General features: G+C 33.6%; 19 protein-coding genes. 3 read left to right on the forward strand and 16 right to left on the reverse strand.

Annotation, left to right across the window (positions count from 1 at the left end; translation table 11 throughout):
- Positions 1-102 precede the first annotated feature (102 nt).
- Positions 103-822, reverse strand: coding sequence for a type 1 glutamine amidotransferase (locus L987_RS04330; protein WP_002482838.1), 720 nt, complete (start codon positions 820-822; stop codon positions 103-105).
- Positions 819-2,138: a Mur ligase family protein gene (locus tag L987_RS04335; RefSeq protein ID WP_047503213.1), complete on the reverse strand. Its 1,320-nt coding sequence runs from the start codon at positions 2,136-2,138 to the stop codon at positions 819-821. Before L987_RS04335 ends, L987_RS04330 begins: the two co-directional genes overlap by 4 nt.
- 166 nt (positions 2,139-2,304) lie before the next feature.
- Here L987_RS04335 and L987_RS04340 point away from each other — a divergent pair, with 166 nt between their 5' ends.
- Together L987_RS04340 and L987_RS04345 are read left to right on the forward strand one after the other, a co-directional pair.
- Positions 2,305-2,808, forward strand: a complete 504-nt coding sequence (locus L987_RS04340) for a ferritin (protein WP_011302773.1) — start codon at positions 2,305-2,307, stop codon at positions 2,806-2,808.
- A 171-nt stretch (positions 2,809-2,979) separates the two neighbouring features.
- Entirely contained in the window at positions 2,980-3,534 is a 555-nt protein-coding gene (locus tag L987_RS04345; protein ID WP_011302772.1) for a 3'-5' exonuclease, read from the forward strand.
- Between the two features lie 61 nt (positions 3,535-3,595).
- Here L987_RS04345 and dinB read toward each other — a convergent pair whose 3' ends face one another.
- From dinB to gatC, 7 genes are all read right to left on the reverse strand, one after another.
- Complete coding sequence (gene dinB / locus L987_RS04350; RefSeq protein ID WP_011302771.1) at positions 3,596-4,666, reverse strand: DNA polymerase IV; 1,071 nt, start codon at positions 4,664-4,666, stop codon at positions 3,596-3,598.
- Between the two features lie 196 nt (positions 4,667-4,862).
- Positions 4,863-5,423: a DUF3267 domain-containing protein gene (locus tag L987_RS04355; protein ID WP_011302770.1), complete on the reverse strand. Its 561-nt coding sequence runs from the start codon at positions 5,421-5,423 to the stop codon at positions 4,863-4,865.
- Between the two features lie 224 nt (positions 5,424-5,647).
- Positions 5,648-7,009: a 23S rRNA (uracil(1939)-C(5))-methyltransferase RlmD gene (rlmD, locus tag L987_RS04360; RefSeq protein ID WP_011302769.1), complete on the reverse strand. Its 1,362-nt coding sequence runs from the start codon at positions 7,007-7,009 to the stop codon at positions 5,648-5,650.
- A gap of 85 nt (positions 7,010-7,094) precedes the next feature.
- Positions 7,095-8,012, reverse strand: a complete 918-nt coding sequence (locus tag L987_RS04365) for a diacylglycerol kinase (RefSeq protein ID WP_002482831.1) — start codon at positions 8,010-8,012, stop codon at positions 7,095-7,097.
- A 158-nt stretch (positions 8,013-8,170) separates the two neighbouring features.
- Positions 8,171-9,598, reverse strand: coding sequence for an Asp-tRNA(Asn)/Glu-tRNA(Gln) amidotransferase subunit GatB (gatB, locus tag L987_RS04370; protein WP_011302768.1), 1,428 nt, complete (start codon positions 9,596-9,598; stop codon positions 8,171-8,173).
- A gap of 12 nt (positions 9,599-9,610) precedes the next feature.
- Positions 9,611-11,068: an Asp-tRNA(Asn)/Glu-tRNA(Gln) amidotransferase subunit GatA gene (gene gatA, locus L987_RS04375; protein ID WP_002482829.1), complete on the reverse strand. Its 1,458-nt coding sequence runs from the start codon at positions 11,066-11,068 to the stop codon at positions 9,611-9,613.
- A gap of 1 nt (position 11,069) precedes the next feature.
- Positions 11,070-11,372 carry an Asp-tRNA(Asn)/Glu-tRNA(Gln) amidotransferase subunit GatC gene (gene gatC / locus L987_RS04380; protein WP_002482828.1) on the reverse strand — a complete coding sequence of 101 codons (303 nt, stop codon included), beginning with the start codon at positions 11,370-11,372 and terminating at the stop codon, positions 11,070-11,072.
- Between the two features lie 375 nt (positions 11,373-11,747).
- Between gatC and putP the strand changes: the two genes are divergently transcribed.
- The gene (gene putP, locus L987_RS04385; RefSeq protein WP_047503218.1) at positions 11,748-13,283 is read left to right on the forward strand and encodes a sodium/proline symporter PutP; all 1,536 of its coding nucleotides are present in this window, start codon (positions 11,748-11,750) and stop codon (positions 13,281-13,283) included.
- Between the two features lie 122 nt (positions 13,284-13,405).
- On the opposite strand, the gene L987_RS04390 is transcribed toward putP, so the two are convergent.
- The 7 genes from L987_RS04390 to purB form a co-directional block, all read right to left on the reverse strand.
- Entirely contained in the window at positions 13,406-14,614 is a 1,209-nt protein-coding gene (locus L987_RS04390) for a CamS family sex pheromone protein (RefSeq protein WP_011302765.1), read from the reverse strand.
- A 12-nt stretch (positions 14,615-14,626) separates the two neighbouring features.
- The gene (gene ligA / locus L987_RS04395; RefSeq protein WP_011302764.1) at positions 14,627-16,630 is read right to left on the reverse strand and encodes an NAD-dependent DNA ligase LigA; all 2,004 of its coding nucleotides are present in this window, start codon (positions 16,628-16,630) and stop codon (positions 14,627-14,629) included.
- A gap of 3 nt (positions 16,631-16,633) precedes the next feature.
- Positions 16,634-18,850, reverse strand: a complete 2,217-nt coding sequence (pcrA, locus tag L987_RS04400) for a DNA helicase PcrA (RefSeq protein WP_047503220.1) — start codon at positions 18,848-18,850, stop codon at positions 16,634-16,636.
- Entirely contained in the window at positions 18,850-19,539 is a 690-nt protein-coding gene (locus L987_RS04405) for a heptaprenylglyceryl phosphate synthase (RefSeq protein WP_011302762.1), read from the reverse strand. The genes pcrA and L987_RS04405 overlap by 1 nt, the downstream gene beginning before the upstream one ends.
- A 118-nt stretch (positions 19,540-19,657) precedes the next feature.
- Positions 19,658-20,332: a M15 family metallopeptidase gene (locus L987_RS04410; RefSeq protein ID WP_047503222.1), complete on the reverse strand. Its 675-nt coding sequence runs from the start codon at positions 20,330-20,332 to the stop codon at positions 19,658-19,660.
- A gap of 249 nt (positions 20,333-20,581) precedes the next feature.
- Positions 20,582-20,884 carry a YerC/YecD family TrpR-related protein gene (locus tag L987_RS04415; RefSeq protein WP_002482821.1) on the reverse strand — a complete coding sequence of 101 codons (303 nt, stop codon included), beginning with the start codon at positions 20,882-20,884 and terminating at the stop codon, positions 20,582-20,584.
- Positions 20,885-20,970: 86 nt separating this feature from the next.
- Positions 20,971-22,266 carry an adenylosuccinate lyase gene (gene purB, locus L987_RS04420; protein ID WP_041079959.1) on the reverse strand — a complete coding sequence of 432 codons (1,296 nt, stop codon included), beginning with the start codon at positions 22,264-22,266 and terminating at the stop codon, positions 20,971-20,973.
- Positions 22,267-22,402 lie beyond the last annotated feature (136 nt).

The following is a 22,402-nucleotide window of genomic DNA, read 5'->3' on the forward strand; positions in this document are numbered from 1 at the left end:
TGTTTGCCCATAAAAAATACACCCCTAAAAGTTAGATTTTTAGTCCAACTTTTGGGGTGCGCATCAAATTCATATCGCTTTACGAGTGTGCTTTTTTATAATTTAATTTTTAGCTACGCGATCAACAATAACTTGTTTAGCAGCTTCTTCTTCAGTATTATCTACTTGTTTAGGCTCAAAAGCAATGCCTTTACGTTCACATGCTTTTTCTAATAAATAATCAGTAATTTCATGGTTTTTTGGTAAAATTGGACCATGTAAATATGTACCTAATAGATTTTTATAATGAATACCTTCTTTTGCATCTTCATCATTATTTCCATATCCATGTGTAACGTGACCTAAAGTACCAAATTTATGATATGTACGGCCACCATGATTTTCAAAACCAACTATTGTTCCAAAAGTTTTACTTTCAATCACAATATCGCCTGTAAGACGATTTGTTTGTGACTCAGTATAAAAGTCTAAAATATTTAAACCAGCTAATTCTGTACCATCTGGTGTAATGTATTTACTCCCCAAGAACTGATACCCACCACAAATTGTCAGACCGGGCATGCCTTCTTCAATGGCATCTTTCAATACCGTTTTTATTTTGCTTAATTCTTTCGTAGCCAAGGCTTGTTCTCTATCACTGCCACCACCAATGAAAAATATATCACAGTTATCTAGCGTGATACCTTCTGTTTCATTGATATCAACTACATTTAATTGGATATTCCTCAATTTAGCACGTTGTCTTAACGCAATGATATTACCAATATCACTATATAAATTTAATTTATCAGGCATAAAATGATAAACAGTTAATTCATTCATTTCGCTTTGACCTCCTCAAAAGAGTGGTTTAATTGTTCTAACATAGGTGCGAGCGAAGTATAATTTGGAATTGCTACAGTAAAGCTCTCTTTATATTCCATAGATTTAGCAGTCGCTTTGTAAATATCGCGCTCTAAGATAACAGGTACTGTAACACCAGCCAATTTTAATCTTAATTGAAGTTCTTCTGCTCTAGTTCCTGTAACAATAATTGTCTCTATTTGTTGTCTTGTTAATTTTTCAAAATCTGCATCATATATCCACGATGTATCTCTACCATCTGCAGCATTATCATTTAAACTGATAAGGTAAACCTTACTACCGCTTAATTGTTCACCTACTGAGAGACTTGCGTTCATCCCTGCAGGATTTTTGGCTAAGTTTATCATAGCTTCTTTGCTATCTTGTTTAAAATATTGCATACGGCCGTTGTCTGATGTATACGTTTCAAAACCTTTTCTGATGCCGTCATCATTAATGCCTAACTCTCTTAATACAGAATATGCAGCAATCGCGTTATAAGCATTAAAATCACCAGCTATTTTCATATTAAACGTTTTAGAACCAATATTTAAGTTTATAAACGGTGTCAGTGTAAATGAGGATACTTCATATTGTGTATCCTCACGTTTAAAACCACATTCACAGTGATAATGACCAATTTGGTTATATTGGATATAGTCATAATGGAGTAAACGTCCGCAGTTTGGACAATAACGGCTTTCATTCATTGTACTTTGTTCAAATTCGTGTGCGTGTGCCTTCATGCCATAGTAAACAACCGTGTCACTCGCAATTTTCAACCTACTCACAAATGGATCATCTGCATTCAATAATAATTTAATGCCCTTATTATTAATCGCCTTTGCTATGTTATTAACCATAATATCAATTTCACCAAAACGGTCCATTTGATCTCGGAAGAAATTCGTAACAACCATCATCGTTGGTGTTACTTCGTTAAGCACTCTCGGAATAGAGCCCTCGTCAATTTCAATGACTGCGATTTTTGTATTTTTCTTATTTTGCAAAATAAAAGCAGATGTAATACCTGCAGCCATATTTGCGCCTTCATTATTATGTATGATTTCTATATCATTAGCTTTTAATGTATGACCGATTAGGTTTGAAGTGGTTGTTTTCCCATTCGTACCACTTATAAAAACAATCTCATCAACTTGAGATGCTAACTTTCTTAATATATTTTTATCTACTCTTCTAGCTACTTGACCGGGCAAGTCTGTGCCTTTTTTGCCAGCAGCTTTACTTGCTTGCCTTGCCAATTTTGCTAAGCGGGTTGCAGTCCAGTATCTCATTTAGCTCCTCCTCTACTCTTCACTCAAATATTATAACACGATTATGTTGTATTCCAAACAATTCTCAATCCAATTTACATGAGTCTTTTTCAAATAAAGTAGCGTATAATTTACTACTAAGTCTAGTTTTGCTATACTGAAAAAAAGTATAGGAGGCTTATTAATTATGTTAAACAAAGAACTATTAGATGCTTTAAATGAACAAATGAATCATGAATTTTATGCTGCTCACGCTTATATGGCTATGGCTGCCTTTTGTGACGACAATTCTTACGAAGGTTTTGCAAATTTTTATATTCAACAAGCTAAAGAAGAAAGATTCCATGGTAAAAAAATATATGACTATATTAACGATCGTGGAGAACATGCTTTATTTACAGCAATTCCTGCACCAAAAACAGAGTTCAGCAGCATCTTAGAAACGTTTGAAGATGGTTTGGCTCAAGAACAAGACGTTACACATAGATTCTATAATTTATCAGATTTAGCTAACAAAGATAAAGATTATGCTACGATTTCATTCTTAAATTGGTTCTTAGACGAGCAAGTTGAAGAAGAAGCTATGTTTGAAACGCATATCGATTACTTAAATCGTATTGGTGATGATAGTAATACACTTTACCTTTATGAAAAAGAGTTAGCTGCACGTTCATTTGATGAATCAGAATAATTAATAGGTAATACTCACGAATTTATATATCAGAAAAGTCTGGGACATCAATAAATGTCCCAGACTTTTTTGATTAGGTAGTAAATGTTAGTTCAATTTCATTAACTTGACTGTTTTTCATTTATTCTATAAAGTCATAACATATTCCATTATAGAAAGGGAACTTGCTCCATGAGTAACGATGCATTTATAGCTTTAGATTTTGAAACTGCCAACGGTAAACGTACAAGTATTTGTGCTGTTGGTATGGTTAAAGTAGTCAACCACCAGATAACAGAATCTTTCTATACACTTGTTAACCCTAATGACTATTTCTCACAACAAAATATCGCAGTACACAGCATACATCCTGAACAAGTTGAAGATGCGCCTACATTTCAAACAGTATATCCCTATATGTTGCAATTTATCGGCGATTTACCCGTCGTTGCACACAATGCAGCATTTGATATGAACGTTCTACACGAAAGTATTAGTGCTTTTGGTTTTGATACCCCTAACATGACTTACTTTTGCTCTTTACAACTTTCAAGAAGAACAGTAGAAAATCATCGCTATGGTTTAAATTACATGATGCAATATTATAATTTAGATTTTCATGGACATCATGATGCGCTCAATGATGCTAAAGCATGCGCTATGATTACGTTCCGTCTCTTAAAACATTATGATGATTTACCTAGTATGTTAAATATCTACGGCAAGGATTTAAAAGATAAAGATTAATTCTATTTCCTTGATATGTCTGTAAAATAGCTTATCTACTATAAATCATTTTCTATCTTAATTAAATATAATCGTATATTGTCATATTTTCATATGTCGCTTTTTCAAGATTACCAACAGTCACCCCTACAAGACGAATAGGCGTTTCAGGATTTTTTAATTCTGTATATAAATCATAAGCAATATTGTATATGTCAGTTTCTGAGCGAACCGGGTCTCTAAGACTACGTTGTTTCGACAAAGATTCAAACTTAAATGTTTTAATTTTTACTGTTACTGTTTTTCCAGATTTTTGTAATTTAGCTAGACGTTCTGCTGTTTTATTACTTAATTCCCAAATTTTTTGTAAAATTTCTTCATCATCATTCATATCTGTGGCAAATGTTCGTTCTGTACCAACAGATTTCCTGATTCTAGTAGGCTTTACTGGATTATGATCTATACCCCTCGCTTTATTGTACAAGCCATGTCCACGCTTACCAAATAGTCTAATAAGGTCCCGTTCACTTTGATTATATAAATCTTGTCCTGTATAAATCGCTTCTTGATGCATTTTTTGTTTTGAAGCTTTACCAACACCAGGAAAATCTCCAATATCTAAGCCCATTAAAATATCATGAACATTTCTATAGTCAATAACTGTTAAACCGTTGGGCTTGTTCATACCACTTGCTAATTTAGCTAAAAATTTATTATATGATACACCTGCTGACGAAGTAAGCATTGTAGCTTCATAAATATCTCTCCTGATATATTGAGCGATTCGAGAGGCTGGTAAATCAGGTCTGACAAGATGTGTGATATCCAAATATGCTTCATCCAAAGACAAAGGTTCAACAACCTCTGTATAACTTTTAAATATATTCATAATCTTTTCCGATGCAGTTTTATAAGCTTCGAATCTTGGCGTCACATAGTACCCGTTAGGACATAATTTATGCGCTTGTGCAGTGGGCATCGCAGAATGTACACCATATTGTCTTGCCTCATATGATGCCGTTGATACGACCCCTCTTCCACTAGCTTTACCACCAACAATGACAGGTTTTCCTTTTAGTTTAGGGTTATCCCTCATTTCTACTTGTGCGAAAAAGTAGTCCATATCCACATGTATAATCCGTCTTTCTGACAATGCCCTCACCTCCTGTATTCGATATAATTTATAATTGTGTTGTTTTTATCTTACATCCTCCATCATCATTTTTCTTTGAATTTGCTCAATAAAAAAAAGGAACAGTACACGTTTAAGTGAATCAGTTTGAATTTAATATTCAAATGATCATTTACTCAAACGGAGCTGATCCTTTATCAAAGTTACATTTATCATTTTATGATTTCAATTCAGTTCGAAATTCTTGAGCAGGGGCAGGCGCTTGTGTATAAAATTTAATCCCTTCTTCTGTATCTTCAATAAGTTGTACATGTTTATTTAATAAACCTGTAAGGAAATACATATCCATTACGCAATATCCTATGTGAAAACATGCAATAAAGATAATAGATGAGTAAGCAAAATACGAAAATATTACTAATAATACGCTTGTGATAATGACTAAAGGGGCTAACATAATTGTCATGTATTGCCATTTTTTAAAATAAACATTTGGCATATGTGTTGTAATCAAACCTGATTTAATACGATATGTAGGTTTATTACCTTTTGACATTACTCTGAACATTATATTATGAATAAATTCATGTAAGAAATACACTACTGCAAAACCAACAATACCAAAAATAATATTAAAAATTATGTTTTGTTCTATAATATGGGTCATAGAATATGCCATTTTATAAGAAATCAAAATGCTAATCATCACAATAGTTAATTGAAATAAAATAAAACCTTCAACTGCTTTTTTATTAGAAAACAAATCAATTTTAAACATTAGACGCCCTCCTCGTCACTCGTTATTAACTAGAGTATACAACGATTATCACCACTATGAAAGGGGGTAAAGTGAAAGTAAGTTGCTTGTAATTGAATTTTAACAAACTTACTCATTTTGCAATATTTTGCAATGTTTAGCAAACAAATTATTAATTATTTTTACACAAGTCATATATACAAAACGTATTTAATTATAAGTAATACAGTCTTTACATCAATGCTTTATATACGTTCAAATTGTGCCACTGTTTCAACATGTGTCGTATGCGGAAACATATCAACCGGTGTAATTTGTGTTAACTTATATTGGTTTGCTAATAATTGTGCATCACGCTGTTGCGTTGATGGGTTACATGATATGTAGACAATTTTTTGAGGATTTAGCTCTAATAATGTCTTCAAAAATGTTTCGTCACAACCCTTTCTAGGTGGATCAACCATTACAACATCTGGTCTTATTCCTTCTGATTTCCATTTTAAGATAACTTCTTCTGCCTTACCACAGACAAAAGTAGTATTTTCAAATTGGTTTATAGTCGCATTTTGTTGAGCATCTGTAATGGCTTCTGGCACAACCTCAACACCATAGACATGTTTTGCTTTGGGAGCCATATATAAACCAATGGTACCAATACCGCAATAAGTATCCAACACTGTTTCTTCTCCCTGTAGCTCAGCATAATCTATAGCACGTTGATATAGTTTTTCTGTTTGGATAGAATTAATTTGATAAAATGATTGGTCATTAATTTTAAATGTGACATCTGACAACATATCGACAATCTCATCTTTACCATAAAGTGTATATGAATTTTGTCCCATTATAACGTTGGAATGTGTATCATTTACATTTTGTTTAATACTCACAATTGCTGGAAAATGTTGTTTTAAACGTTCTGTTAGGATGTCACCTTGTTTAAATTTTTTGCCATTTGTTACAAAAATGACCATGAGTTCTCTAGAATGATGCCCTGTTCTTATTACAACATGACGCATCATGCCTTGCTTTTTACGCTCATTATAAACACTGATGTTTAGTTCATTGAACCACGCTTTTAATTTATTTATAACTTCTTGGTGTAGTTGGTCTTGAATCAAACATTCATCCATATTAATAATATCGTGGCTACGTTGACGATAAAATCCTGTTATAACTTTATTCTCATTGTTTTTACCCACTGGAATTTGTGATTTATTTCTGTAGTACCAAGGATTTTCCATACCAATCGTGTCATGAATGATTGTATCTTTAAATCCAGCTTTACGTTGAAATAAATTCACAACTTGTTCTTTTTTCATATTTAACTGCGCTTGATATGTCATGTGCTGCAACTGACAACCACCACATTTATAATAATATATACACGGTGGTTCTACTCGATCAGTGCTTTTTTCTTTAATTTCAACCAGCTTACCAATTGCGAAGTTCTTTTTCACTTTGATTACTTTAAACGCTATCACTTCATTAATGAGTGCATTGGGCACAAAAATTGGATAACGATCAAATTTCACAACACCATGACCTTCATGTGTTAAATCTATCACTGTTCCTTCAATTACTTCATTTTTTTGTATCGCATTCATTACTTCACCCCACATTAAAAGAGGTTAGGATGTATGTTGACTGACCTAACCTCGTAGTTTAATCTAAATCGTATTTTTATTTGTATCATTGTTCTATAATTTCTTCATTTTTAATATCATTTGGTGTGAATACTTCAATATGTTGTTTCAAGTTTAAAAAATTACCAGGTAATTTGCCTCCATATTCACCATCTACATTTAATTGCATATCGGTGAATGATGAAACGCTAATAGATTTGGCCTTCTTGTAATGTACTTTAGGATGCTTGGTATGTTCACCTCTTGATGCTAACGTCATAATGTGGCCTAATTCAGCTAAGTTAGCTTTTTCAACGATAATTAATGTAAAGTAACCATCATCCAATTTAGCATCGGGGACTAATTTTTCAAACCCAGCCATTGAATTCGTAAGCCCTAGTAAGAATAACAAGGCTTCTCCTTGGAATACTTCGTCATCATATTCAATACGAATATCCACGGCTTTCATTTGAGGTAACATTTCAAAACCTTTGATATAATACGCGAATGGTCCTACAATGGATTTCAACTTACTCGGAGTTTCGTATGATACTTGAGTTAGTTGTCCACCTGCAGCTAAGTTAATAAAATAACGACTATTCATCTTACCAATATCCACACGTGTCATATGTCCCTCAATAATGACATCTATCGCACTCATGATATCTGTGGGTAAATGTAATGCACGACCAAAATCATTCACAGTGCCCATCGGTATAATACCTAAACTTGGTCTATTTGGCTTTTCAGCAATGCCATTTATGACTTCATTTAAAGTACCATCTCCACCAGCTGCAATCAGTACATCGTAATTTTGTTCTAAACTACGTGCTGCTTCTGTAGTTGCGTCGCCTACTTTTTCTGTGGCATATGCGCTTGTTTCAAATCCAGCTTTTTCTAATTTAATTAAAACATCTGGTAATGTGCGTTTAAATAATTCCTTTCCAGATGTTGGATTATAAATGATTCTAGCTCTTTTTCTCATAATTTATCCCTCTACTTCATATACTCAATACCTATATTATATGATTTACATAGATGTTAAAAGCATTTTAGGTTAAATTCCAAAGAAAATATTTAAGGCACATCGCATTTAAAAGACCCTGTAGCATAATTTGAGCTACAGGGTCTAGATATATTGAATTATCGTTTATCCAATTCTTGTTTTAACAATTGGTTAACTAACTGTGGATTAGCTTGGCCTTTAGAAGCTTTCATAATTTGTCCAACTAAGAAGCCCATAGCCTTACCTTTACCATTCTTATAGTCTTCAATAGATTGCTCGTTATTATCCAATGCTTCATTTACAAATTTAAGCAATGTTGCTTCGTCAGAAATCTGCACTAAGCCTTTATCTTCCATAATTTGTTTTGCATCCCCGCCATTTTCAGCTAGTTCAGGGAATACTTTTTTAGCTATTTTACTACTCATTGTGCCATCTTCAATTAATTTAATCATACCCGCTAAGTTTTCTGGCGTTAACTTAGTATCTAATAAATCAATTTGATTTTTATTTAGATATTCGTTTACGCCACCCATTAACCAGTTAGATGTCAATTTAACATCTGCACCTTCTGCAACTGCACCTTCGAAGAAATCAGACATTTCTTTTGTCAGTGTAAGTACGTGTGCATCGTAGGCAGGTAAACCATATTGATTTACATACTTTTCTTTTCTTTCATCAGGTAATTCAGGAATCGTTTGACGAACGCGTTCTTTCCATTCTTCATCTACATATAAAGGTACAATATCTGGTTCTGGGAAATAACGGTAATCGTCAGATCCTTCTTTAACACGCATTAATAATGTCTTACCATTAGACTCGTCAAATCGACGTGTTTCTTGTAAAATTTCTCCACCATTTAACAATTCTTCTTCTTGACGTTTTTCTTCGTATTCAAGACCTTTACGAACATATGTAAAGGAGTTTAAGTTTTTCAACTCAGCTTTTGTACCAAATTCTTCTTGACCATACGGACGTAATGAAATGTTGGCATCACAACGTAATGAACCTTCTTCCATCTTACAATCTGAAACGCCTGTATATTGAATGATTGAACGTAGTTTTTCTAGGTATGCGTATGCTTCTTGAGGAGAGCGAATATCTGGTTCCGATACGATTTCAATTAATGGTGTACCTTGTCTATTTAAATCAACTAAAGAATAACCATCTTTATGTGTTGATTTACCAGCATCTTCTTCCATGTGTAAACGCGTAATACCAATGCGTTTTGTTTCACCATCAACCTCGATATCGATATAACCATTTTCACCAATTGGTTGATCAAATTGTGAAATTTGATAAGCTTTTGGATTATCTGGATAAAAATAGTTTTTACGGTCAAATTTAGATTCTGTAGCAATTTCCATGTTCAATGCCATTGAAGCTCTCATGGCCCAATCAACAGCACGTCTGTTTACAACTGGTAATACACCTGGATATGCTAGGTCGATAACATTTGTGTTTGAGTTCGGTTTTGCTCCAAAATGCGCTGGCGCTGGAGAAAACATTTTAGAATCTGTTTTTAACTCAACGTGGACTTCTAGTCCGATAACTGTTTCAAAATGCATGATTTCCACTCCTTATAGTTTTTCGTATTCATTATGAAAATTAAATTTTGTTTCATATTGGTAAGCGACACGATATAGTGTTTTTTCATCAAATGGTTTACCTATAAATTGTAAACCGATTGGGCGGCCATTTGATTGTCCACAAGGAACAGAAATACCTGGTAAACCAGCTAAATTAACTGGCGTTGTTAATAAATCGTTCGCATACATTGTAAGTGGATCATCTATTTCGTCACCTAAATTGAAAGCTGTTGTAGGTGTAGTTGGACCAACGACAACATCATAATTTTCAAATATACGATTGAAATCATCTTTGATTAATGTTCTAACTTTTTGTGATTTTTTATAAAATGCATCATAATAACCTGAACTTAATGCAAATGTTCCCAAGAAGATACGGCGTTTAACTTCCTCACCAAAGCCCTCACTTCTAGACATTTTATATAATTCTTCTAATGAGTTCGCTTCTGGAGAATGATATCCATATCTAATACCATCGAAACGAGACAAGTTAGAAGAAGCTTCAGAAGATGCAATTACATAATAAGAAGGAATCCCATACTTCGTATTCGGTAATGATACTTCTTCTACAGTGGCACCAAGACCTCTTAAAGTTTCGACTGCTTCTTTTACAGATGCTTTGACTTCATCAGAAACACCTTCACCTAAATACTCACTTGGAAGCGCGATTTTCAATCCTTTAATATCTTTACCGATATCAGAAGTGTAATCAGCATCTTCAACTGGCGCACTTGTTGAATCATTTTCGTCTACCCCAGTAATTGCTTCCAAGACTAATGCATTGTCTTTAACTGTACGTGTCAATGGTCCAATTTGATCTAATGACGATGCAAAGGCTACTAGACCAAAACGTGATACACGGCCATATGTTGGTTTCAAACCGACAATTCCACAATAAGCTGCTGGTTGACGAATTGAGCCACCAGTATCAGAACCTAAACTGAAAGGAACTAAACCAGCTGCAACTGCTGCGGCAGAACCACCCGAAGAACCACCAGGTACTGCAGTATGATCGAAAGGATTTACAGTTTTTTTGTAATATGATGTTTCAGTGGAACCACCCATAGCAAATTCATCCATATTTAATTTACCAATAAGCACTGCTTGTTCATTTCGTAATTTATTCATCACAGTTGATTCATAAATTGGTACAAAGCCCTCTAACATTTTACTAGCACATGTTGTTTCTACACCTTCAGTAATAATGTTATCTTTAATACCCATTGGAATACCAAATAACTTGCCTTCCATTTGGTCTTTTGCTTGTAATTCATCTAATTCTTGTGCTTTTTTAATAGCATTTTCTTTATCTAATGCAAGAAACGATTTGATCGTTGGATCAGTTTCTTCAATTGCATCGTAAATATCACTTACAACTTTAGATGGTGTAATTTCTTTGTTTTTGATTAAGTTGATCAAATTCTCAACAGATTCATAACGGATGGTCATCTTAAGCGTCCTCCTCATTCATGATAGATGGTACTTTAAACTGTCCATCTTCCGTCTCTTTAGCATTTTTTAATGCAAGCTCTTGAGGGATGCCCTCGATTGCTTTATCTTCACGTAATACATTTTGTAAATCTAGTACGTGATATGTTGGTTCAATTTCACTAGTATCCGCTGTATCTATTTGATTAGCAAAGTTTAAAATGCTTTCTAATGTATTTTGCATTTCAGTCGTTTCATCTTCAGTAATTTGAAGTCTTGCTAAATTTGCTATATGTTCAACTTCTTCTCGTGTAACTTTAGCCATTAAATAAAAGCCTCCTTTTTACTCATTCATTACAAAATTGTACCAAAATTTCGTTGAAAAATCTAAGTTTTTCAATAATAACGGTAAATTAAAATTTTATATTGCTATTATTTACTTGTCATTCATACGTTAAAAATGGCATTGTTTAAATTTCACCACCTAAATCACGCACGATTTATTTTTTTAAATGCATAATCAATCATTGCACTTTATATTTCATGTAACTATACATCATTATATGGAAGCGCTTAACAAAGCATGGCTAAAATGTATTTTTTCATTAAACTAAAATAATACTATTCTATTTATAAATTACATTGTATAATAATTCATATACCACAATAGAATCATTTAAAACAAAGGGAGATGAGGACGATGCTGATATTAGGCACTTCATTGGCCAACCAAGTACATGCAAGTTGGCAAACATATATAATGATCATCATATATTTCACTATATTATTATTTATCGGTTACTACGGATACAAACAAGCTACAGGTAATTTAAGTGAATTTATGTTAGGTGGTAGGAGCATCGGTCCTTATGTGACAGCACTTTCAGCAGGTGCATCAGATATGAGTGGCTGGATGATTATGGGTCTACCAGGATCTGTTTATAGTACTGGGTTATCTGCTATGTGGATTACCATTGGTCTTTCATTAGGCGCCTATGTAAATTATTTTGTCGTTGCACCTCGTCTACGTGTCTATACAGAATTGGCTGGTGATGCGATTACATTACCAGATTTCTTTAAAAACAGATTAAATGACCACAATAATTACATAAAAATTATATCCGGCTTAATTATTGTTGTTTTTTTCACTTTATACACACATTCCGGTTTTGTATCAGGTGGTAAATTATTCGAAAGTGCCTTCGGTTTGAATTATCATTGGGGATTACTAATGGTTGCATTTATAGTCATATTTTATACATTTTTCGGTGGTTATCTTGCGGTATCTATCACCGACTTCTTCCAAGGAGTGATCATGTTAATCACTATGGTGATGGTCCCTATCGTTGCACTTATCGATTTAAACGGCATCGATACGTTTAAACAAGTAGCAGAGAGGAAACCAACAAATATGAATCTATTTAAAGGCACAACCGTTTTAGGTATCATTTCACTGTTTGCTTGGGGATTGGGTTATTTCGGACAACCTCATATTATTGTTAGATTTATGTCTATAAAATCGCACAAATTATTACCAAAAGCACGAAGATTAGGTATTAGCTGGATGGTGATTGGGTTATTAGGTGCTGTTGCAGTTGGTTTAACAGGTATTGCCTTTATTTCTGAACGCAACATCAAGTTAGAGGATCCTGAAACTTTATTTATCGTTATGAGCCAAATTTTATTCCACCCTTTAGTTGGAGGCTTCTTATTGGCAGCAATTTTGGCAGCCATCATGAGTACAATTTCTTCACAATTACTGGTAACTTCAAGTTCCTTAACGGAAGACTTTTATAAACTCATTCGTGGTGAAGATAAAGCTAAAGCACACGAGAAAGAATTCTTAATGGTTGGTCGTTTATCTGTATTAATTGTAGCGATTGTGGCTATATGGATTGCTTGGTCGCCAAACGATACGATACTAAATTTAGTTGGTAATGCTTGGGCAGGATTTGGTGCCGCATTTAGTCCATTAGTTATCTTCTCACTCTATTGGAAAGGTCTATCACGTACTGGTGCACTTGCAGGCATGATTACCGGCGCATTGGTCGTAATTATTTGGATTGTTTGGATTAAACCATTAGCTTCTATCAATGAGCTATTTGGTATGTATGAAATTATTCCTGGATTCTTAGCAAGTGTGATTACTACTTACTTTGTTAGTAAATACACTAAAAAACCTGGTTCATTTGTGACACATGACCTAGATAAAGTAAAACAAATCGTAAAGGAATAGTTTGATATTATAACTGTTAAATCAATACAAAACGCCAAACTGGTATATCATTATAATTGATATCAGTTTAGCGTTATTTTTTGTCTATGCAAGATTGTCATTATCTTGGTTAATTGTTTCGGTTAATTGTTGTTTTTATAAATATGAACTTGTGGTTCTTTGTCGTCTTTCGTTTTACTTATAAGTGCTTTCGGATTATTACCATCTTTAATATGAATTTCATATTCATCAATACCATCAAAATATTTATCAGCTTGTTCTGTTACATATTGAGTGATACCAATCGTTTCTGCTTTACCGTAATAATCTATAGGTAAATCAACGGATAGTTGTTTCGCTTTTTTATTATCAAATTTAACTGTACCCACTGCTTGTGTGAAATTATTAAAATAGGTTTGTAGGTTGTCATTAAATTGTTTGAAATCGGAATTTAAATTTTCATCAAGCTCTCCCGCTTCTTCAGAAGGTAATAAGGCTGTTTTTTGATTAATATCTTTCCAATCATTAATACGTGTCTTACCATCTTCAACCGTTGTCCCTGCAATAAACTCACCTGGAACAATTGAATTTTCACCAGATTGTTTATAAATAGCAAAATGTATAGGTATTTCTTTCAAATCCTTATTTTCCCGAATTCGAGAAAGTAATTCTTCTGCCATTTGTTTACCTTGTTTTTCAATTTCTTTATCGTCGAGGTCTTTGCTATAGGTTTCACCGTCTTTTTCTTTTTGATAATAATATGTACTATTCATAGCTAAACCTATTGTCATACCTTTTATTTTTTTACCTTTTGTATCACCACTCGCATAAAAATCTTGTTCTAAAATATTAGATAAATATGCAGGTGATTGTTCAGCAATTTTTTCAGGATCTGTTTCACCTTTGTGAGATGGATTTAGTCCCAAGTTTTCATTTGCTTTTTTCTCTTTTCTATCACTTTCATCCATTTTGTTAACTTCATCTTTAGTATACTTTGGATTTAGAAAAGCGTTAATCATATCTTTATCTAAGTATTGTCCATCTTGATATAAGTAGTCATCCGTTGGAAATACACTTTTACTTAAATCTAACAAACCATTTTCAAAGTCTTCACCATTGTAACTGTTCGCCATGTTATCTTGTAATAATCCACGTGCTTGGCTCTCCTTAAATGGTAAAATCGTTCTATAATTATCACCTTGCACATTTTTATCCGTTGCAATTTCTTTTACGGAACCTGACTCTTTTTGTTGCTCTTTTTCATTAGATTGTTCTTTTGATTTTTCATCATTATTTCCACAAGCTGTTAATACCAAAATTGCTGAGATGAATAGTATAATCGTTCGTTTCATGCATAATCTCCTCTATCCCTCTATTTCATTTTGTTTCTGAACAAAAGCTTCTTCTGACCAAATTTCTGTACCAAATTTTTCTGCTTTAGCTAGTTTAGAACCAGCATCTTCACCTGCTATGACCAAATCGGTATTTTTTGTTACGCTATTGGTTACTTTTGCACCTTGTAATGCTAACCAATTGGATGCTTCATTTCTTGTCATTTGATATAACTTACCAGTTAGGACAATTGTTTTGTCTTTAAAATCTGGGTGTCCTTCTAATTCTGTTGTCTTAACACCTTTATAAATCATATTAACATTTTTTGCTTTTAATTTATCAATTAATGCACGTATATCTTCATTTTCTAAATAAGTTACTACAGATTGAGCTAGCTTATGCCCCACATCATGAATATCCATTAACGCTTCTTCCGTCACATGAAACAGTTCATCTATCGTTCCATATTTTTCAGCAATCACTTGGCTAGCTTTAACGCCTAAATGTCGAATACCAAGACCAAATAATAATTGTTCTAATGAATTCGATTTAGCTTTTTCAATAGCATTGAGTAAATTATCTACTTTTTTCTCGCCCATACGGTCCAGTGGTAAAAGATCTTCTTTCGTCAAATAGAAAATATCTGCTACATCTTTTATTTTCTCATTTTCATATAACTGTTGGATTATTTTAGTTCCTAAGCCATCTATATTCATCGCTTGTCGTGAAACAAAGTGAATTAATCCTTCTACTAATTGCGCTTGGCATTTAGGGTTAATACAACGTAATGCCACTTCGCCTTCTATTCTAACTAATTCATGTTCACAACTAGGACAATGTGAAGGCATGTGATAGATTTCTGCATCATCAGGTCGTCTGTCTAATACACTTTTAATTACTTCAGGTATGATGTCGCCTGCTTTTTTAATTACAACGCTATCACCTATTCTTATATCCTTATCATGGATTAAATCTTCATTATGTAGTGAAGCGCGAGAAACGGTTGTACCTGCTACCCTAACTGGTTCAAGAACAGCTGTGGGTGTAACAACACCTGTTCTACCGATACTCAATTCAATATCTAATAATTCCGTAACCACTTCTTCAGCGGGAAATTTATATGCAATAGCCCAGCGCGGTGATTTTTGAGTGAAGCCTAATGTTTCCTGTTGTTCTAAAGCATTGACTTTAATAACAATACCATCAATATCATAAGGCAAGTTTTCACGTTGTTTTGTCCATTTGTCAATGTAAGTCATAACTTCTTCTATCGTTTGAACGCGTTGACGTTCTTGGTTTGTTTTAAAGCCTAGTTGGTCAAGTTCATCTAATGCTTCACTTTGAGTATCTGCATTAAACTGGGTAAAATCATTCACACTATATAAGAAAACGCTCAGTTTACGTTTGGCAGCTAACTTTGAATCTAATTGTCGTAATGAACCAGCCGCTGCATTTCTTGGATTAGCAAATGGCTGTTCTTCATTCGCAGCTTTCGCTTCATTTAAATTAACAAAAGACTTTCTAGGCATATACGCTTCGCCTCTGACTTCAAAAGTTCTACTTTCATTAATTTTTAATGGTATCGCGTGTATTGTCTTTAAATTTTCAGTAATGTCTTCGCCCGTGGTGCCATCCCCACGAGTTAAACCTTGAACAAATCGACCGTTCTCATATTTTAATGAAACTGCAAGTCCATCAATTTTCAATTCACACATGTACTCAACATTTCCTATATTATCACGTATACGCTGATCAAATTTTCTTAAATCTTCTTCGTTAAACGCATTACCTAAACTAAGCATAGGCGTATCATGATTCACTTTTTCGAATGTGGACTGCGCACTACCACCTACTCTAACTGTAGGTGAATCCGCAGTACGATATTCTGGATGTTGCGTTTCTATATCTATCAATTCATGGAGTAATTTATCATACTCACTATCAGGTACTGATGGATTATCTTTCACATAGTACTCATAGCTATATTGATTTAATAATCTATGCAACTCATCTACACGCGATTGTATATCAGCCACTTGTTACTCCCCCTTTTTTTCAATAGGTGCAAATTGTGCTAGCAAGCGTTTTGGTCCTTCAGATTTAAAGATAATATCTAATTCGACAGAACCATTTTTTTCTTTTACATTACTTACCATGCCTTCGCCCCATGACTTATGCATTACTTTATCACCAACATTCCAATTGGTAGCTGATTGCTTTTGTTTTGTTGCAGTAGCACGTTGGCTATGCGCTCGTTTAGCAGGTTTTTTGGTAGCATTCTGGAAACGATTGCTCGTTGCCTGTGCTTGAGATTTTGATTTACCTTTAGATTCATTTTCCAATAAATCTTCAGGAATTTCTCTTAAAAATCTCGAAGGCATATTGGATTGAGGACGACCAAATAACATTCTAGATGTTGCATGTGTTAAGTATAAGGTCTCCTCAGCACGTGTTATTGCAACGTAACAAATACGTCTTTCTTCCTGCATTTCATGTTCATCATCACTCTTAATCGCTCTGATATGTGGGAATAAAGATTCTTCCATACCCATTATAAATACAATTGGAAACTCAAGACCTTTGGCAGAGTGCATCGTCATGAGCGTAATACCATCTTCAATTTGAGCATCATCAATATCAGCAACCAGTGATAAATCAGTTAAAAAGTTAATTAGCGATTGCTCTTCTAAGGGTGTGTTTTCTTCATAATCTTTAGGTACAGACATAAATTCATCGATATTTTCTAATCTACTTCTAGATTCGAGCGTTTGTTCACGTTCTAACATGTCTCTATAGCCTGTCTTAGTCAATACTTCTTCTACAATCTCTGTAATTTCAAGAAATTCTTGTTGTTTAATTAAATTTTGCATAACATCATAAAAACTAATACATTCTTGCGTCACTTTTTTAGATAGTCCTATAAAATCAACCTCTGCTAATGCATCAAACATACTTAAATCATTTTGTGCCGCATATGCTTGAATTTTATCTACAGATGATGGACCGATGCCGCGTTTAGGAATATTGATTACTCGACGTAAACTAATGTCATCATTACTATTTGCAATAATACGTAAGTAACTTAATAAGTCTTTAATTTCTTTTCTGTCATAGAACTTTTGACCACCAACCATAGTATACGGTAAGTTCGATTTCATAAATGTTTCTTCAAGTACACGTGATTGTGCGTTTGTACGATATAAAATGGCCATATCTTGATACTTTTTACCATTTCTTTGGTGTTTCATAATTTCACGCACGACGTATTCAGCTTCATCTCGCTCAGTCGTAGCTTCATAGTAATGAATTTTATCGCCACTCGTATTACCAGTCCATAACCCTTTCGGTTTACGTTCTGAATTATTTTTAATGACTTCATTCGCTGCATTTAATATATTTTTTGTAGAACGATAATTTTGTTCTAAGAAAATCGTTTTGGCTTCTGGATAATCTTCTTCAAAAGAAAGAATATTTTGGATATCTGCACCACGCCAACCATAAATTGATTGATCTGAATCTCCAACAACGCATAAATTTTTAAATTTAGCGGCAAGTAATTTAACTAAAGTATATTGTGCTTTATTCGTATCTTGATATTCATCGACATGAATGTATTGAAATTTATTTTGATAATAATCTAATACATCTGGTACACGTTCGAATAATCGAATCGTCACCATGATCAAATCATCAAAATCAAGTGCTTCATTTCTAGATAATTGTCTTTGATAACCTTTATAAACGGTTGCAACCATTTGTTCATGATAGTCATTTGCTTCTTTTTGTGCATCCTCAGGTGTTTTCAATTCATTTTTAAGGTTACTTATCGCCCCGATAAACATTCTAGGTTCGAATTTTTTACTATCTATATTTTCATTTTTCAGTACATCTTTAATCACTGATTTTTGGTCAGTTGGATCAATAATTGTAAAGTTACGTTCTATACCAATACGGTCTGCATCTCTTCTCAAAATCCTCACGCACATTGAGTGGAATGTAGACATCCACAATACCTGAGCTTGTTCTCCAACTAATGTTTCAACACGTGCTTTCATTTCTTTTGCTGCTTTATTAGTAAAAGTAATCGCTAAGACGTTATACGGAGACACGTCTTTTTCATCTAGCAAGTATGCGATACGATGGGTTAACACACGTGTTTTACCTGAGCCGGCACCTGCCATAATTAGTAGTGGCCCCTCTGTCGTACGTACTGCTTGACTCTGTTCATCATTCATCTTGTTTACTAATGCATTCATTAATGTGTCTCCTTTACTTTAACTGTTTTTAGTGCTTTGTTTATATCTTCGTATATAATATTTCCGACAATGATTGTATCTGCAATAGAAGCCATCATTTCTGCTTCTTCGTAGTTACTAATACCGCCACCATAAAATAATTGTGTTTCCGTTAACATGTCTGCTGCTGCCTTTACCAAGTTAGTTTCGCCATACACACCACTATACTCTATATACATAACTGGTAATTGATACATATCATTGATCATTTGTGCATAAGCTTCAATATCTTCATCATCTATCATCGTGTCAGCTTGCGTTAATTTGGCTACCTTGCAATCTGGATTAAGTACCACATATCCTTCGAACACAACTTCATTAAAATCTATCAATGTACCATATGACTTTAACGCTTCTAGTAATAAACCATTATGGTATTTTACATCTCTACTGTTTAAAACAGTTGGAATAAAATATAAGTCAAAGCCAGGTACAACACTTTCAAGATTAGATATTTCAAGTACTATTGGTAATGAATAACATTTAACTTTATGCATTAAGTGCGCAACATTTTCTTCAGTGATGTCATCCGTTCCACCAATCATAATTGCGTCCGTATCTGATGTACAAATTTTCATTAAATCTTCGTCACTGATGGGCTTTGCGGGGTCCAATTTAAAAATATGTCTCCACTTATTCATGTCAGTCATGATATGTTTCTCCTTCTTTTAGCATACATATGATTATATCATTTTTATGTCTCGAGTTCTAAAATACTGAAGAAAAAATCACCCCAAATTTCTGAGGTGATTTTGCATCATCTTGATATTACTTATTAAGATGGTAATAGCTTTCTAAATTTGTATTTTTCTCATTGATTGTTTTTGCCAATTGAGGTCCTACATACCTTAAATGCCATGGTTCATAAGCATAGCCAGTTTGTTTTGATTGGTTCTTAGGATACCTAATAATAAAACCATAATTGGCTGCATGTTTAGCTAACCATTGTGCTTCTTTAGTTTTTTCAAAATCTGTATGAAAATCATTTAATGGTTGGCTTGTTCCTACATCAAATGCTAAACCTGTTTGGTGTTCAGAATGTCCAGGTTTAGCAGCATATTTAGTTGTCTTTTGCTTACCATCCTTCTCAACAAAAGTATCTACCACTTTTTCTTGATTCTCAAAATTTCTATATCCACTTGTCATGGTCAAATCTAAATTTCTTTTTTCTGCTTGCTTCAATAATTTGTTTAGTTGCTTTTTAGCTATTTTATTTTCGCCTGGTTTATATTTCGCCGGAAGTGCAAGTTGTTTATTCACAATGACATGACCATTGACATAGGTTACACCATTGTTTTCATATTTGAGTGGTAAGGCATTCTTGGGTTTAACAATATTGTCATTAGTTGGTTTAAAATTATTAGCTGATAGAATCATAATAAAAATAACAATAAGACATAAACATACTAAAGTGAACAGAAAAAGCATCACTTTTTTTGACATAGATCTCTTCCTTTCATTCTATAAAAACCATCGCCTATTTTAAAATGGAATCCCATTTTCATAAATGTCTGCTACATATTTCATTACCCTTCTTCAATGTTATAAACCGCAAAAATAATACAAAATGCCAGACAATCACATCGTTATAATATCTCATATTTTAAAATCAAATCCATCATTAGTATAAAAAAATGACGACTTTGGTTACTATACCTAGTCGTCATTCGATAAAATTTATGGTTTAAATCATTAATCGGCCGTTTCTATATTCATACGATCAAGAATCATCGTGTAAGCATCATTACCCCATTGTAGTGATCTCTTCACACGAGAAATTGTCGCTGTTGATGCACCTGATTCTTGTTCGATGGTTGCATATGTGTAACCTTGTTTAATCATTTTTGCAACTTGTAATCGTTGTGATAATGATTGGATTTCGTTCACTGTACATAAATCATCAAAGAATTCATAACACTCTTCTCTATTTTCAAGTGTCAATATTGCATCGAACAGTTCATCTAATGCTTTTCCTCTAAGTTTTTCTATTTGCATTTAAAACAACCCCTGTATTTTTCAATATAATCTTATTTTAACGTATTAGTACATTAAAGTGTAACGATTTCACTTGAAAAATTTTATTATTCTAAACCAGCTCTTTGGAAAATTGTATCCACTTGATTTAGATGATGCTTTGGATTGAAACACTCATCTAAATCTTCTTTTGTTAGTAAGTCTGTAATTGTTGCATCTTCTTCAATTAAAGTTCTAAATGGTGTTTTTGTTTCCCAAGATTCCATAGCCTTTGGTTGTACTTTATCATATGCAGCTTCACGTGCCAAACCTTTGTTAATCAATGCTAATAATACGCGTTGAGAGTATATTAAACCAAATGTTTTATCTATATTCGCTAACATATTATCTTCGAAGACAGTTAGTCTTTCTACAATATTTGTAAACCTATTCAGTCCATAATCTAATGCAATGGTTACATCTGGTAACATAATTCGTTCTGCAGATGAATGAGAAATATCTCTTTCATGCCATAATGGCACGTTTTCATATGCTGTTGTAACGTATCCTCTGATTACACGTGCAATACCAGTGATATTTTCTGAACCAATCGGATTACGTTTATGTGGCATGGCAGATGAACCTTTTTGACCTTTTGCAAATGCTTCTTCTACTTCACGTGTTTCTGTTTTTTGTAAATTACGAATTTCTACAGCAAATTTTTCCATTGAAGTGCTAATTAAAGCTAATGTTGCAACATAATATGCGTGACGATCACGTTGTAGTGTCTGCGTAGACACTGGTGCGGCATCTAATCCTAAATGCTCACACACATAGGCTTCAATTTCTGGAGGAATGTTCGCAAATGTACCAACTGCCCCGCTCATTTTACCAACTTCAATCTCTTTTCTTACTTGTTTAAAACGTTCTAAATTACGTTTCATTTCTGTATACCATAAGGCCATTTTCACACCGAAAGTAGTTGGTTCAGCATGAACACCGTGTGTACGTCCCATCATCAAAGTATATTTATAGTCTTTCGCTTTTTGTGCTAATACATCAATAAAACGTTCCAAGTCTTTTTCAATAATTTCATTTGCTTGTTTGATGACGTAACTTAATGCAGTATCAACTACATCTGTTGAAGTTAAACCATAATGGACCCACTTGCGCTCTTCACCTAATGTTTCAGAAACTTGTCTTGTAAACGCAACTACATCATGACGTGTTTCTTGTTCAATTTCTTGTGCGCGAGCGACGTCTACTTTAGCATTTTCACGTATTTTCTTAACATCTTCAGCTGGAATATCACCTAATTTGCTCCATGCTTCACATGCAAGTATCTCTACCTCTAACCATGCCTCATAGCGATTTTGATCCGTCCAAATATTAGACATTTCTTCTCTAGAATAACGTTCAATCATTGAAATAAGCTCCTATCATACATAAATTTAGTTTGATTCCATTAAAACATGTACATTAATAAATAATTCAGACTAAAAGTTCGTGTTTACCTTTTCAGTAATAGTTTAACAGAATTATATTAAAAAGTATAAGGCT

The organism is Staphylococcus sp. ZWU0021 (genome assembly GCF_000798895.1).
In the GTDB taxonomy this organism is placed as follows: Bacteria; Bacillota; Bacilli; order Staphylococcales; family Staphylococcaceae; genus Staphylococcus; species Staphylococcus saprophyticus.